We start from the raw sequence: 13,773 nt of genomic DNA, 5'->3' as shown, positions 1-13,773 counted from the left end.
CACCCCAAGGGTGCGCGCTACCAGACTGCGCCATACCCCGATATATGAACCGCATAAGGCGGTAAATCAACCGCATAACGACGCGGCTTCAAACGTTCAATGTGCGCTGGCTTTTACGTTATTTTCATGCGTCAACTCTCGAATTACCAATATTATACGCCATAGCCGCGCACCCTTGCAATATTTTAAGCGCGCACACCTGCGGATAATTTCGGAGTCAAATCAGCCGATTTATATACGTTTTTGGGCGCCGGTTATACCGTAGAGGACCCGCTAACCCCCTGAGTCAGAAATTTTGCTAGAAAGGTTCGGGCGTCAGGTGGAGGGGCCTCCTGATGGGTACCCTGGGGGCCTACTCTTTAGCGCATTAACGCGACCTACATATGTACAAAATATACATTTGATACATAAGTCTGATCGCAAGCCCAATCGCCCAAACCCGCGTCACTACGGCATTCTTGCGATATGTACATACGCAGCATCTCCGCCATCACATCGTCGATTTGTACTTTTGCGCATAAATTACGGTCAATTTCCGCTCAAACCCCGTGAGTTTAGGGCGCTTACGTCCGCCAGGCGCTTCGGCGGATGATGTAACCAAACGGAACCCTGCGCAACCGATCGGCAGCTCGTCAATCCTGCGTCAGACACAGCGTTGTCGTAATTTCGCTTACTTTTCGTAAGTTAGTCGATAAGGTTACGCAAACAAAAAATGACCGCCTCCAAAGAGACGGCCGTGTTATTGCGCTTATTTTCTCGACATGGCGTGCGCAAGTTGCTTCGCGATCAATTCAATATCGTAGTCGTTGCGAACGACGAACGTATTGCCCGTAATCATGACCGGCTGTTGACTGGAACCTCCGCTCTTTTCCGCACGGTGACGCTTTGCTTCCTCGCGAGTCAGAACTTCCTCACCCTTATGAAGACGCGCAGGGTATCCGTTATACGGCACATTATCGAGACCTGAAGCGTGACCTTGGACGAAGTTACGGAATTTACTCGCGCCAGACTTAACGCTGTCCCATACTCCGCTTGGAGACGATTCCGTCGCGCCGATCGTGCCGCCTTGAATCAACGGTTTACCCGGATTTTCTATGGCGTTTTTCGATAAGCTCTCTTTCAACTTATCGGAGTTCTCAAATTGCTTGTCTAACTGCGCTTTAGCACGTCGGGTTGGCGATATAACCGCCATAATGTCGACTTGATCCAAAATACCCTGCATGATACCTTGGCCTATTGATCCGCCCAATTTAACCGCGGCCTCGACAAGAGGCGTGCTAGCCTTGAGCGCACCGCCAATGGTATCTACCGCCTTCTGTGCGATATTTGTCAGGTGTGTTTTCCCTGAAGCGTCGTACCAGGCGTTAAAATCGTCCATGAGTGTGTTAAAGACGAATTTTATTTTGCTCTTAATGTCGGGCAGCTCTTTGAACGCAGGGTTGTTAATGAAATTTGTGTTTATATAGTCCGAAGCCTTACGGACTGCATCAACTGCTCCATTAACTAATCCTGAAAACGCATTTACTCCCCACTTTTTTATGCCGCTAAAATTGGGAGACGAGAGGAATTTGTTAAAGTCCCGTAAAAGAGGATTCACCTTCTTCAGAGCCTCGGTGCCCATCTCTCGGAATGCTCGGTTCACGCCGGCTACAGCCTTTTTATACTGGCCTAGTGTGGTACCCGATTGAGCATTAATGAGCTCATTTGTTGCGCCAATCCCGTTCAAGAACTTATCCAATGCCTGGAGCTGCTTGTCGAGTGGCAGGTTCTTGATGGCGTTCATTGCTTTACGAGGCAACTCGAAGCGCTCAACCAAGCTGACAGCATCGCCGGAAAAGAACTCCTTCAACGCATAAGCAGCGCCTTCAATGCCTTGTTCCGGATCGATCGCGCCGAGACGTTCCGCAAGGTTAACCATCTTCTGCAGCTTGGCGTTATCCTTAGTCGTCGGGATGAACGATTTGCCGGCAGTCAAGAAGTCGTTAATGCTGAACATCGAAACAGCCGCGCGGCCTTGCACGAAGTCCAAGTATTTCTCCGCATTTGTCTTCGCAGACTTGCCGAACATGGCGTTTACGGTGACTTCCTTCATTTCGTAATCGGCCGCAGCTCCGATCGTCTTGCTAAATAACCCTGCGGCTGCCTTTGCGCCCATATAAGCGCCCGCCAGCGCACCAACACCGCGTACTAATGACGCCGTTTCCCTGCTGGCAGACCGCATATGACTCCCGGCATAGTTAGCGCTATTCCCTATTCCGCGCAGTGCCGTTTTCAGCCGCGCTGAGTTCGTCGACGCCCTGGATTGTTCCGTTTTAAGCCGGTCAGTTGCCCTCGCTAGCGATGAAGTTATTTTTTCCGCGCGACCGATGCTATCTGATACCCGTTTTATCGTTTTTGAGGCGCCGTCATCCCTGATCGAAATGCGCCCGACAAGATCAAAAGCCATTACCTCACCACCTCGTCCATAAACGTTTGATAGGCCTTCTCCAAGCCATCAGCCGCGTTTTTAAGACGGTCTGCTTGTTGGCGGGCCTTGCGTGATTTCTCGCCGTACTTGGCGCAGATTCGGTCAGAGGCTGCCATTTCGTCGGTCAGTTTCTGGGACCAATACCCCAAACGACTTGCGAAATGATTTGCCGAGGATTTCAAGACAGAAGCGTCCTTTTCCCAGGATGCGTGCTCTTTGGGGAATAGTCCTTGAAATTGATAGTTGCCGAACCTTTTGTACGTTAAAATCTGCTCTAAAAGCAGAATGCAGGCCTGAATCGACGCGACAGCCTCCAGTTCCTTATCATCCATTGTTTCAGCTCCTTTTAAATTAAAAAGAGAGGCTCGAAGGCCTCCCGATTAAGCGAACGTTATAGCGCCAATGGTTCCATCAGCCGTAAACCGAGTGGTCACCTGAGTCTTATAGGCGGCCGATAGCGTCACACCTTCCGGCAGTTTGACTGTTAGATTAGCGACGTTCTCGCCTCGGTCTGTCAGGTAGATCAAAATGCCGCCGAGACGTTCCTCGATAACCTTGACCGTAGATTGTTCGTAGCCCTCGCCGCCGTACTTTCCGAGGGTGAGTGGTTTTACTCCGTTGTCGAACTCCACGTATCCCCACCAAATGTGCGAACCTACTCTCTCGTGATATGTCTTTGTAATTTCCAGTGTTCCGTTCATATTCATTCCTCCTATTTAGTATCTGCGGAGCTTTCCGCTTTGTTTTAATCTTTGATAAGTGTCCTGTCCTACCTTACCGAGGTCAGCCCGTTTAGGATTACATTTCCACCGAGGCCCTGGGTTCGGATCAATCCCTCGCGGCTTAGTCAATGCAGCCACCCTCGCCAATACCGGAAGCTGATCCCGCAAAGAATCGATCGACGCCGCAATCTCCTCCGAGCTCGTACCGGTTATGTAACCGATGGCGTTATCGATATCGGCGCCGGATAGTCCCGCCTTTTCGAGCGCCTTCCGCTTCATATCGGTAGTCAGTGCGTCTATTTTCGAGGTCAGCGCATCGATATCCGCCTGCGTGTACGTCTTTGGTGTTTCGACCGGCGGCTGTTCCTCGACCGGTGGCGGATCTTCTTCCGCGAAGAGCTGCAGGTTTAGAGGTAATTTAAACCGTTTCATTCTTGTTCACCCCCTCTCAGTTCGGCCATTGCGGCTTCATACTCCCGGTCCGAGCGGAACTGAGCGTAAACTTCCTGCGCCAGGTAACCAGGTTTATATGTCCGGTGCGTCTTGGTCAGTTGGTCGTACATCACAGACGGTGAAGAGTCTTGTCCGATCTGCGTGAGGACCTTGTACTGTAGCATGTCTCCCGTTCTGAGCTGCGCAGACAAGGCGTCGAACTTCCGGGCCTTATCCCCCGCCAGCGCCATCACATCGTCGTATCTCCGCAGCAGCTCCGTCTTTGTCGGTCCGTCCATAATCGGTAGTTGCGCTTTAATGAGCTCAGCGACGTCGTCCGGATCGCTTGTCCGCAGCTGAATAAGAACACCGTCAACGAACGCCTGGGCTTCCGGAGTGGCGGCTTCGGTCTTGAATGCACTCTGTGCAGAGACGAGTTGCAAGGCCTTCAGCTCCGTTTGGTAGTCAGCCTTCAGCTTCTCGACCGTTTCGTCAAGCTTGGCGCGAGCTTCAGCGATCTTATACTGGCGCTCGTGGGGACTCATTACCGCATTCTTATCGATGCGATCGGCGTGAGCCTTATATGACTCGACGGCGCGGTTAATCTGCAGCCGGTAGTTATCCAGCGTTGGGAAGTCGGCCTTTACCGCGTACCCTCCGCTAACTAACTCGTCAGCCTTTGCCGGATCGACTTCGTACACCTTGCCGGCCTCTCGACTGACACCGTCTAACCCGTTAGCGCGAAGCATATAAACGTTACTCATGTTTTAGTTCCTCCTCGTTCTGTTTGGCGTTGAATGCGTTCCAATCGACGTAAGGAGATCCGTTACTATCGATCAGAGCTGCAGCGTCCGGTCCGATAATACCCTGCGCAAAGGTTACCGCCTCGGCCAGCGAGTAATTAACGGCCTCCTCCGGCTTAACGTTCGTATATTGGCGCTCGAACCGCATATCCTCTCCGTCGATAAACACGACGGTATCCGTGGCATATTCGCAGAATCCGATTTCGTAAACCCGATGAACGATTAAATAGTCCGCCATTCGCCTTTACCTCCGATCACTGACATATTTACGGCGTATGTCCGGCCGATTCGGATATTTCGCTCGAGATCGAAAGCGACACGGTCACCGCGTCTCAATCCCTCAGCGTTTGGATTCTTTTCAGCGTGAAAATACACGTCAGAACCCCCGTCATCCGGAGTAATAAAACCGAACCCACGCTCTCGGATAGGGGAATTAATAGTTCCCGTAAGTTCGCCGCGTATTATTTCCCTGGTTGCCTCTTTGATCGCTTTACCAATGCCTTCGCCTAGCTTGCCAGCAGCCGCCTCAAGCCTGCTCTCTCTTGGACTTTGGTACGGAGTCGGAACCACCCGATCGTAAACCTCTTGCATATTTTCTTCTGGATTTCCGCGCCAAACTTGACCTTCTACAAACATCTCGTTACCTCCGAATTATTAGTTTTTGTGTTTAATCTCGCCGTTCGCTTTTTACTACTACCAAACGCAGATACCGGCAATCTTCTATAGGCATTCTGAAACATTTACATATCGGATTCGACTGCGACTGCAGCTCGTCCATAAGTACACAAGTCCGGTCTGGACGATAGAACTCGCACCATGTTGAGGCTGCCTTCTGATACTCGACCATGTTCTGCCTCCTTTTCTAACCATTTGACTAGGTTTCGGCTATCGTTACCCTACCTTTGTAAAACGGTGCCTAAAACACCGCATCACTACGGGGTTTTTCACTTCCTAAACCGTTAGGTTTTGGCTTCCCAATATCGTTTCCTAGCCCGGTCTGCCGCACCTTGTTTCCGTCTGATCTCACGACATTCTGCGCAATACTTCATCCGGTTTGACGTCTTAACGATCGGAGTTGAACAACGCTCGCACTTCGCCGCGTTCTCCTTGCGGTTGAAATAGTTTGCTTCTAGCGCAGGATCAGACGGCAACACACCACGTTCAAACTCGAGACAGCGCATATCGCCTGATTCGATGAACGGCAGGGCCTGCGGGTCAGTCCGAAACCATTGGCAACGCGGCTGTCCGTTAGGTTCGAAGCAGCATCCGTCCTTACCGGTAAAGGCAGCGCAGTGGTTACGGGCCAGCGTTTGGATTCTTTTTAATGTTTGGTCCCCCAAGTCTTGACCTCCGTATGATTTCGTTGTATTATTAATATGGGTATTAATTAACATTTTTTTGATAAAAGACAAAAAAGAAAGATGACGCTAGATTACAGCGCCAAGTTTTCCGACTGTTTCGCACGTTCTATCGCCTCAACGATGTCCGGACCAGTGCCAAATTTCTGCGCTATCCGGATTCGTAGATTCGAGGAAACTGCGCGATACCCGCACTCAACTGCGGTGATACACTGCCTTGAAACATGGAGAGCATCCGCAAACTCCTGTTGACTCATATTTTTGGACAACCGAATCGCCTTTACCGTACCCGCATTCATTTTACAAACCTCCTTTTTATCCCCTTTTCGCTACTTTCTGTACAAATAAAAATGACCATTCGACGGTTTCCCGCCCTATATATATTATTGGAAAATGGTTCGATTACGCGGACTTCTTATTTTTATGTTTTCGAAAGATAGCCAGCGCCTTATCACGACTTACTTGGCATTGGGATTTTGGCTTATATCTCAAATCTATGATGATATCGCAAACTTTCACACGCCCCGGCTGAGTACTATGAGAGTAAAATGCATTACCGCAAACTGCGCATACCTTTACACGTCTGAGTTCAAGCTTTTCGATTGCCTCCGCAACATCCCCTTCGGTCCTGCACTTATTGGGCGTTTCCCGATTCCATTCGGTGCCGTTCGCATATTTACCTATGAACGCAATAGGCCACCGTTTGATGGCGCTAAGTCGGCTGGTCAATTCCTCAGCGGACATGTCACATCGTTCAGAGAAGAGCTGATCCTCGACTGGATTACCGTCGACAAACGAATCCTCAAATACGGTTCCTGGGGGTTGGTAGTCGGAGTCATGTTCATCGCGCTCAAAACGCAATAATATTTCGCAAGCTTCGATCTTTCTCTCCTCCCGGTAGGCCCTCTCCGGGCCAAGTACCGGATATTCCGCCTTTCGTTCCGCAATCTCGCTGATATTAAGGATGAAGTCGGCCAGTATCTCGCCAATGGTTTGCGGTTTTGCTCCCTTCCGTAGTAACGCGGGATGCCTCATCTTCCATAGCCAAAAAAGTGCTTGGGTGATTCCTTCGCGTTCTAATTCCTCAGTTAGACCCCTCACTAGCTCGGACCGCCATGCTGTCGGGGCGTCCTTATTCTCAATAATGAATTTTTGAATTCTTTTTAAAGCGTCTTCTTTTCTAATCATGGTTAAGTCCTCCTTAAATTTCATATTTACTCCATGCAACCAATAGCGAACGCATTCGGCTGGATGGAATATACAACTTGATGTCCTCCCCATTACGGATACGCGATCGCCACACCCATTGGAGCAAGTCAGACACCGCAAGCAGATCCTGATTGACTGTGATATTCCGATCCTCAAAAAAGGCTCGCTCAAAAGGGTGCATGTAACGGTTGAACACGTATGCGAGTGCCCACCGGTCGGCGTATTCATTCGTCGCTCTCGCGTTACAGTGAAGGAATGACTTCGTGTAACCCTTTCCGCTAAGCTTCTGACGATGGTCCTTTTTCGTTGTCCAAAGAATCTCTTCTCCGGAAGCCCGACATACATTGCGCAAGAAATTGTTTAGGTTCCGCTTAATCTGCGCGAATACCTCTGGCTTTGAATTATTGAGCCAATTTGAGCTGAACGAGTTTGGAACTTTACCGACGTCATTCATAGGGCCTTCGTATAAATCGATAAGAGTCAATACGTCGGCGCGTCCCTCACTCACACGGCTATATTCCGCAAGGGTATATCGACCGTCTTCTTGCTGTCTAACGGACTGGTATTCGAAGCTAATTCCGTGCAAATCGTAATAATACCGCTGCAGTTGGCCGTCGAATAGGTACGTCATGACGATGACACGATCGAAGGCGCTGAATACTGCAGGCGGAAACGTCCATATTAAGAAGCTGCCGCGATGGTAGAATAGATTGCCGGCTTTGGCGAGGTATTTAATATCGTTAAACCGCCCCTCAACGTACCCCTCACCGATCCAGACAACGCGGTTATCGACGATCTCAATCTCGCCTGAATCACGCAATATCCGAATATCTTCACGGCTGATATTGGCGACTTCAATCACGTCCATGACCTCGTCCAATATGAGCGTGTAGCCGGCGCCATTAATCAAATCGATCAGCTCATCATCCGCCGTCTGAAATAGCGAGTGGGTGGCCGCAATATCGTCGCCGGCCGCGATACACGCTTTGAGGCTGACCATCTTCTTGCGCGCATGATTGCGATTGTTAGGTTCGATAAATCTGCGCGAGGTTACCGCCCCCTTAATCCGCGAGATCTCGTCCAGGTACGGAGTTATGTAGATAAAGCGTTCCTGCGCTGGGGCTCCGTTAATATGCTGAATCGCCCAGGACGTCTTACCGCTTCCCATTATCGAATCAATTACCGTTACTTGCGTCATAAGACCGCCTCCTTGATTATTTTGCGCTGCTACTCCATAACGAGAAATTCCGTTTGATTACGTTAGAAGATTATCGCGCCCTCTATGGTATTGCCTACATGAGTTATCCTCCTCGGATTTGCATCATGAATTTACGCAATAGAATTTGACATTCTTGTGCGTTTGAAATTGACTTACGATACCACCGTGGCCGCTTTAGCGGACTCGGACGACGGGCGATTTCCCCGGAGTTAAATCCCTTCGTCACTTCGTTCCTCAGCCTCCGCGATAAAAAGCAATCGCGTCGGAATTGTCATATCACAAAAAAGTGCTAAACGTGTCTGAAAAGCCGCGTCATTACTGGGTTTTTCCGCGATTTCCTTAAAGGAACGTAGTAAAAGGTGCTAACGGAGTGGAGTAGCAAGACCGAGGGTGTGGAGTAGTATGGTCTGCGATCTTAGGAAGAAAATTGATTAAGCTTAGTCACACCACTCTTTAACTCTCCTCCCCTCTGCTTTAGTACAAATATGCGTACGGCCTACCTAGTTCCGCGCACAACTTCTCCGCAAGAGCACAGTTGTCTTCAAAATTTCCAGTGTTAAATCGCGCTAATTCAAAATCGTCCTCTATTCGGGTTACCGATACCGAGGTGTCATCCCCTAACCCGTAATCTATAAATAATCCAACACCTAGTAACTCCAAGCCTGGTGCGTGAACAAATTCGTTATAACCTGCTTCTTTTGCTTTATGGAGATGCAAAAACAGCTTATAGGCATTTTCGATTATACGGGCCGCCGTTACTGGAATCCCCTTTTCAAATCTACGCAATGTGCTCTCGCTCACACTGATACCTCTTGCGACTGTTGCTGCAGAGAAGCCGAGTTCCTTTCGAATTTTCTTATACTGAGCACCAGTAAGAGCCCACTGTCCAGATTTACTTGCAACAAACTCCTCACGAGTTAATGTTCTTGTAAAAGTAGTCATTTTCCATCGTCTCCCTTTTTGTTTTATTGGTTGTGCCGTATTATCTACGGTAATTTTGTTGTCTGCACACCTTTGCCTCTCGTTATTACATGGAAATCTACTTCGGCGCTTTTCACATTTTCGACTACATACTTCTAAACACCGTTCAAACTCATTCCGTACACCCCTTTCGCGTCAGTATTTTCGTGCTGATACCGTCGTATTATCTACGGTGACTTCACTGGACCGTACACTCACATCAACGACGCTCGGCTGCGCTCCGCACAATTTTGCGGAAAATAATTTCGCCTTATACAGTGGTTGACGACGCAGATTCAGATTCCGTACAGCCGGTAGTGATATTTTCTTGCGCTCACCCTATATGCCGATTGCCGATCGCTTGTCGTACAATATAAGGACAAATTTCAGCTAAACTGGAACACGATTCCCGAAAATTTGTGTCTAAAATGTGAACAAAATAAAAAAGTGCAACCATTCCGAATGTATGTTCGTATCAAAAGACATAAGAAACGGACAACCGTTGCCTGAATAACGGAGCTACCCACACGATTGTCCGAAGCCTCTATATGATCGCGATGATATTGGAGAGCTGCCACTCTCCCACCGCAGGAATTAGCGATCGCCAGCCGGGAACCGTTGGCGCGGAACCCGACCGGAAGACTTAAGCGTCAGCCTGTTACGCTCAAGTGCCGAACACCTCCGTTTGGCGCCGGAGGCGGTTCGGTTTAAACTAGGAAGCCCGTATGGAGATCCCACTGTTTAGCGCCAGTGAGTACGAGCACGGCCGCGATGTTAGCGCATCGTAACCGGTGTTACTACCGTTCATCCTCTCCGCTCATCACCGTCCGTCTGCAGCCAGAGGCAGCATCATCGAGGAAGGGTGTCAGTTAAACTTACGCCCTTTTGCGGCTAACGGATTACGCCGAACTCATCAACCGCGTCAGGATCGTGCATCACGCAGTCAATCAGGAAATCCAGCGCTGACATAGACAGTAGTTTCCGAGCGACTTTCACGACGGTTTCCATTCTCTCTTCTTCATCGAGTGCGACACGCACGGATTCGCCAAGCTCGCAGGATATGTAGAGGTGCGTATGCTCTCCGACCCCGTTGAACTGCTGGACCGCACGGAGAATCAGCCTTCCACCGTCGTAGTATAGCGCTAGGTCCGGAGTTAACAGGAATGCTTGTCTTAACTCGTAGTCCTGGGCGTCAAAGAACGGCCCATCAACCACAACGATACGCTCAAGACTCACGACATTACCTCCTTAGCGATCATCACCAACGCGTAAATCAAGCGCAGAGCCGCGATGATCCGGCGACGTTTCTTGCGTGACATTCCGTTGTTAGGCGTATTGTATTGGGCGCTCAATGCGTACATTATCGGCAACCTCCTTCCTAACGAAGCCTAGTTCGTCGAGCTGCGTGGCCGAGACGTCCATGCACCCGATCGTCGCACGTTTGTCAGCGCCAGTTATCCGGAGGAAGGCTGCGGACGTTATTGCGATCGACTGACCGAGAGACAACGCGTCTATTACGTAACTAGTTGCGCAAGGCCGGCCGTATGTATCGTAGCTGTGTTGCGCGGTATAGCGGATCTGATAACGATTCTGATCGAGAATTTGCGCAATGATGCCGAGTGCTTCAAGTTGACGCGCAGTGACTTCGATGGTGCCGGCGGACTCTTTGCGGTTCAGTCGCGTGAATACTGCGTAAAATAGACGGGTTGGGATGTAACACTTGGTATCGTTGATCGTAACGGTATAGTAGCCGCGGCGGTGTGTACGTTCGAACGCGAGGGTATACGTAGGGACGATAGAAATTCCGATCATTTTGAAACCTCCTAAATACATATTAGTACGCGTATGCGTACAACATTTGATTAGATTATACTGTACGCTTATAAGTACAGTCAACTATTAATTTGGAGGTTTTCAATTTGGCGTATAAAGTGGTTGTTGTCCTTAAGGAACTACTGGAGGAACGGGACATCTCCCTTAATGAGTTGTCATTAAGAGCTGACGTAAGACGTGCGGCAATTTCTGAACTATCAAATGGAAAACGCGAGAACATCAACTTTGAACATTTAGCAAAGATTGCTGAAGCATTAGAAATTAAAGATATCAATAAAATACTTAAGCTTGTAGAAATCGAGGATAATGAAAAATGAAAACCACCAGTCTAACTCAAGATATTCATTTCTTCGCTGCAGCACTATCAGGAACGCTAATTAGTGTTTGGGAGGAAGATCCTGCGGGAGTGTACTTAGAAGCAGAACAAGGATTTGTCGATCGGTACACTTCCGATTTTGTACGAATAAGAAATGCAAAGACCGGGTTACAGACGCACTATAGCCGCGATACAGCAATGTTTGAACGAATATAACAAAACGACCGCCAACCCGTTAATGGGCGCGGTCTTTTCCTTCTATCTCCGATAGTATTTTGCCACGAATGTTTAAATAAAGCTCAAGGAGATCGTTTGTGATTTCTCTTGATAAGCTGGGATTATGTTTTGTAATTTTTTTAAACTCGGCGTGAAGATCGTTACGATATTGAACAGACGTTCGAGTGTGTGTATCTGAAATCTTCTCTTTCACTGGGTTGTAGACCTCAATTATAACCTCTTCCTCTTTTTTCATTATCGTTGGTTCTAATGGTCCACCAACTCGGATTGCTTTCTTTAATAACTCGTCCCTAAGGTTGTTCTCTGTTGTCATTATTGATAGATCTCCCTGTGTTCAAAAGTAATAGCTAAATATATCTATAGTTTAACATCCACTCCCAAATCCCAACAAATTAATAATTGACCTTTATCCCATATCATGCCTCGCTAGAATGCGTATTTTTTTCGTTAGCTTTGCGTCAATATAAATATATACAAAAACGCAGCCCTGATTTAGAGCTGCGATTGAATTTAAGCGAAGTCCTATAATGGATAGAATGTCATAACTTCATCTTCCATTTCAAAGTTCATAACTATTATTGGATTAATCAATTTAGAAGTACGGGATTGTTTTGGTGTAGAAAATCTTGCCAGCTGAGTTTGTTGAAAACACCACATGTGTCAAATAATTCATTTATTAAGTCCTCTTTTTTCTGTGGGTTCTCTTGGATATAAAGATATATTGATAATAGATCTAAGCCTGTTATAAGGCAATGATTTCGTTTTCTACAATAGTCCAACATTTGATCCGGGAATGCACTCTCTGTACGCTCAAGAATTGGTGTATCCTTATATGCGTTAACTATTAAAATCCCCTTAGGAGCGATATTTTTTGTTCCAAGATATTCACTTACCCACTTTTCTAGCTGTGCTGCATGTTTTTCCGCCGCACTCTTTGACACACCCTTCACTTCAACAACAGCAATTTTATCCTTGTATTTAAGAATTAAGTCATCTCGCCCTGGTAACCCTTCGGCTACCTCAAAACCGAGGAGTTCAAATACTTTTCCTACTATTTTTTCAAGGATAGTTCCAGTTGAAGTAAACAAATGTTTAAATTCTTCTAGGCGTTTCAAATCCTCTTTGTGCCTTTGAATTTTTTGTTGAATATGGTTGAGCTCATTTTCATTCTCAAGAATATCCTTCTTTAAATTTAACTCCTTTGGAAGAAAATAATGATTACTCCACTCAGGTAGCGCTGTTGCAGACACTGCTTTCTCCTCTTTTAATTTAGTTGCTATGCCATTTAAAATTTGAGTCAATTTCATCTCCATACTACTTTTTACACTAAGACTCGGTAAAAATACTATGGTCCCTTCTTTGTACCTTATAATCGATCCTATAAAATTGTTAGTGTTTTTTATTTTGAATAAAGGTTCCCCAAATGGTTCCTTAAATGAAGCTAAATAGTATAAATCATCTTTGAATGCATCCCAGAAAGGTTTGAAGATGTCACTCCCCATAAACTCTATATTATTACCAGAGGTAAGGGATGTTTCTGGGTATACAGGAATAAATTTTCTCAAATCATAATCAATATTGCCATTAGACTGCAACAATCTTACTCTCATTGGGGGCGGTGTGAAAATAAATATTGTTCTACCTAGACTCAAAAATTCCTCAATTTCATCCCTTCTTCTGCGAAGGTCTCTAAAAGCTTTATTTGAAACATCTTTATTAAGCACTATCTTTTCGTGTTGATACCCTGAGTGAGAGCAATATTCAATAAACACTAAATATGGATCAATGATTAAAACATCATAATCTAAAAAGGCTCTGGTCGATCCAAATACAGAGTTTGCCATAAACAAAGTCTTCATTATTTTGTACCTCTTTCAGAGTTGTAGATAGAGTAGATTCGCAACAATTATCGCAGAGGAATCGGACATTCCCATCCTCGCGTAATGTAGTCATTAATAATATCATGTAAATCTTCGACATCATTTCCATTAATTTTAATAGGTTCTATGTATACCCAACATTCCTCATCTTCGTAATTTATTGCCACCTCAAGCGCTAGATAACCCTTTGGATTTAAAAATGCTGGATCTAATATTCTGCTATTGATTTGAGGGGCTATCTTTGAATCGAATGATCTTATTAGTTCTCGCGATATTGTACCATCACTAACTGAAATTTTTTGTGAAATAAATACATCCATATCGACACCTCACTTCC

General features: G+C 46.9%; 19 protein-coding genes. 2 read left to right on the top strand and 17 right to left on the bottom strand.

From position 1 onward, the window contains the following. Nucleotides 1-748 precede the first annotated feature (748 nt). From C7820_RS28225 to C7820_RS28160, 14 genes are all read right to left on the bottom strand, one after another. Nucleotides 749-2,446: a hypothetical protein gene (locus C7820_RS28225; protein WP_116233854.1), complete on the bottom strand. Its 1,698-nt coding sequence runs from the start codon at nt 2,444-2,446 to the stop codon at nt 749-751. Beyond that, the gene (locus C7820_RS28220) at nt 2,446-2,799 is read right to left on the bottom strand and encodes a hypothetical protein (protein WP_116233853.1); all 354 of its coding nucleotides are present in this window, start codon (nt 2,797-2,799) and stop codon (nt 2,446-2,448) included. Before C7820_RS28220 ends, C7820_RS28225 begins: the two co-directional genes overlap by 1 nt. 48 nt (nt 2,800-2,847) lie before the next feature. Continuing rightward, entirely contained in the window at nt 2,848-3,168 is a 321-nt protein-coding gene (locus tag C7820_RS28215; protein ID WP_116233852.1) for a hypothetical protein, read from the bottom strand. 15 nt (nt 3,169-3,183) lie between these two features. Further along, the gene (locus C7820_RS28210; protein ID WP_116233851.1) at nt 3,184-3,621 is read right to left on the bottom strand and encodes a hypothetical protein; all 438 of its coding nucleotides are present in this window, start codon (nt 3,619-3,621) and stop codon (nt 3,184-3,186) included. After that, the gene (locus tag C7820_RS28205; RefSeq protein ID WP_116233850.1) at nt 3,618-4,385 is read right to left on the bottom strand and encodes an ATP synthase subunit B family protein; all 768 of its coding nucleotides are present in this window, start codon (nt 4,383-4,385) and stop codon (nt 3,618-3,620) included. The genes C7820_RS28210 and C7820_RS28205 overlap by 4 nt, the downstream gene beginning before the upstream one ends. Further along, the gene (locus C7820_RS28200) at nt 4,378-4,662 is read right to left on the bottom strand and encodes a hypothetical protein (RefSeq protein ID WP_116233849.1); all 285 of its coding nucleotides are present in this window, start codon (nt 4,660-4,662) and stop codon (nt 4,378-4,380) included. The genes C7820_RS28205 and C7820_RS28200 overlap by 8 nt, the downstream gene beginning before the upstream one ends. Continuing rightward, nucleotides 4,647-5,060, bottom strand: a complete 414-nt coding sequence (locus C7820_RS28195; protein ID WP_116233848.1) for a cold-shock protein — start codon at nt 5,058-5,060, stop codon at nt 4,647-4,649. The genes C7820_RS28200 and C7820_RS28195 overlap by 16 nt, the downstream gene beginning before the upstream one ends. 323 nt (nt 5,061-5,383) lie before the next feature. Further along, complete coding sequence (locus C7820_RS28190; RefSeq protein WP_116233847.1) at nt 5,384-5,764, bottom strand: hypothetical protein; 381 nt, start codon at nt 5,762-5,764, stop codon at nt 5,384-5,386. 92 nt (nt 5,765-5,856) lie between these two features. Further along, complete coding sequence (locus tag C7820_RS28185; RefSeq protein ID WP_116233846.1) at nt 5,857-6,081, bottom strand: helix-turn-helix domain-containing protein; 225 nt, start codon at nt 6,079-6,081, stop codon at nt 5,857-5,859. Between the two features lie 103 nt (nt 6,082-6,184). Further along, nucleotides 6,185-6,970, bottom strand: a complete 786-nt coding sequence (locus C7820_RS28180; protein ID WP_116233845.1) for a hypothetical protein — start codon at nt 6,968-6,970, stop codon at nt 6,185-6,187. A 13-nt stretch (nt 6,971-6,983) separates the two neighbouring features. Then, the gene (locus tag C7820_RS28175; RefSeq protein ID WP_116233844.1) at nt 6,984-8,189 is read right to left on the bottom strand and encodes a hypothetical protein; all 1,206 of its coding nucleotides are present in this window, start codon (nt 8,187-8,189) and stop codon (nt 6,984-6,986) included. A gap of 495 nt (nt 8,190-8,684) precedes the next feature. Beyond that, nucleotides 8,685-9,152, bottom strand: a complete 468-nt coding sequence (locus C7820_RS28170; RefSeq protein ID WP_116233843.1) for a helix-turn-helix domain-containing protein — start codon at nt 9,150-9,152, stop codon at nt 8,685-8,687. A 909-nt stretch (nt 9,153-10,061) separates the two neighbouring features. Then, entirely contained in the window at nt 10,062-10,406 is a 345-nt protein-coding gene (locus tag C7820_RS28165; RefSeq protein WP_116233842.1) for a hypothetical protein, read from the bottom strand. 90 nt (nt 10,407-10,496) lie between these two features. Beyond that, nucleotides 10,497-10,982 carry a hypothetical protein gene (locus C7820_RS28160; protein ID WP_116233841.1) on the bottom strand — a complete coding sequence of 162 codons (486 nt, stop codon included), beginning with the start codon at nt 10,980-10,982 and terminating at the stop codon, nt 10,497-10,499. A 107-nt stretch (nt 10,983-11,089) separates the two neighbouring features. Between C7820_RS28160 and C7820_RS28155 the strand changes: the two genes are divergently transcribed. Beyond that, nucleotides 11,090-11,320, top strand: coding sequence for a helix-turn-helix domain-containing protein (locus C7820_RS28155; RefSeq protein ID WP_116233840.1), 231 nt, complete (start codon nt 11,090-11,092; stop codon nt 11,318-11,320). Beyond that, on the top strand, nt 11,317-11,535 hold the full coding sequence (locus tag C7820_RS28150) for a hypothetical protein (protein WP_116233839.1): 219 nt from the start codon (nt 11,317-11,319) through the stop codon (nt 11,533-11,535). The genes C7820_RS28155 and C7820_RS28150 overlap by 4 nt, the downstream gene beginning before the upstream one ends. Before the next feature lie 19 nt (nt 11,536-11,554). On the opposite strand, the gene C7820_RS28145 is transcribed toward C7820_RS28150, so the two are convergent. The 3 genes from C7820_RS28145 to C7820_RS33350 form a co-directional block, all read right to left on the bottom strand. Beyond that, on the bottom strand, nt 11,555-11,869 hold the full coding sequence (locus C7820_RS28145; RefSeq protein ID WP_116233838.1) for a hypothetical protein: 315 nt from the start codon (nt 11,867-11,869) through the stop codon (nt 11,555-11,557). Nucleotides 11,870-12,143: 274 nt separating this feature from the next. Then, nucleotides 12,144-13,415 (bottom strand): hypothetical protein, encoded by a 1,272-nt coding sequence (locus C7820_RS28140; protein ID WP_116233837.1) that lies wholly within the window; start codon nt 13,413-13,415, stop codon nt 12,144-12,146. 47 nt (nt 13,416-13,462) lie between these two features. After that, nucleotides 13,463-13,756: a hypothetical protein gene (locus C7820_RS33350; RefSeq protein ID WP_147306312.1), complete on the bottom strand. Its 294-nt coding sequence runs from the start codon at nt 13,754-13,756 to the stop codon at nt 13,463-13,465. Between the last annotated feature and the right edge of the window lie 17 nt (nt 13,757-13,773).

The sequence above is a fragment of the Paenibacillus sp. VMFN-D1 genome (assembly GCF_003386155.1).
Lineage (GTDB): Bacteria > Bacillota > Bacilli > Paenibacillales > Paenibacillaceae > Paenibacillus_AQ > Paenibacillus_AQ favisporus.
This window is presented reverse-complemented; position numbering and strand designations above follow the sequence as displayed.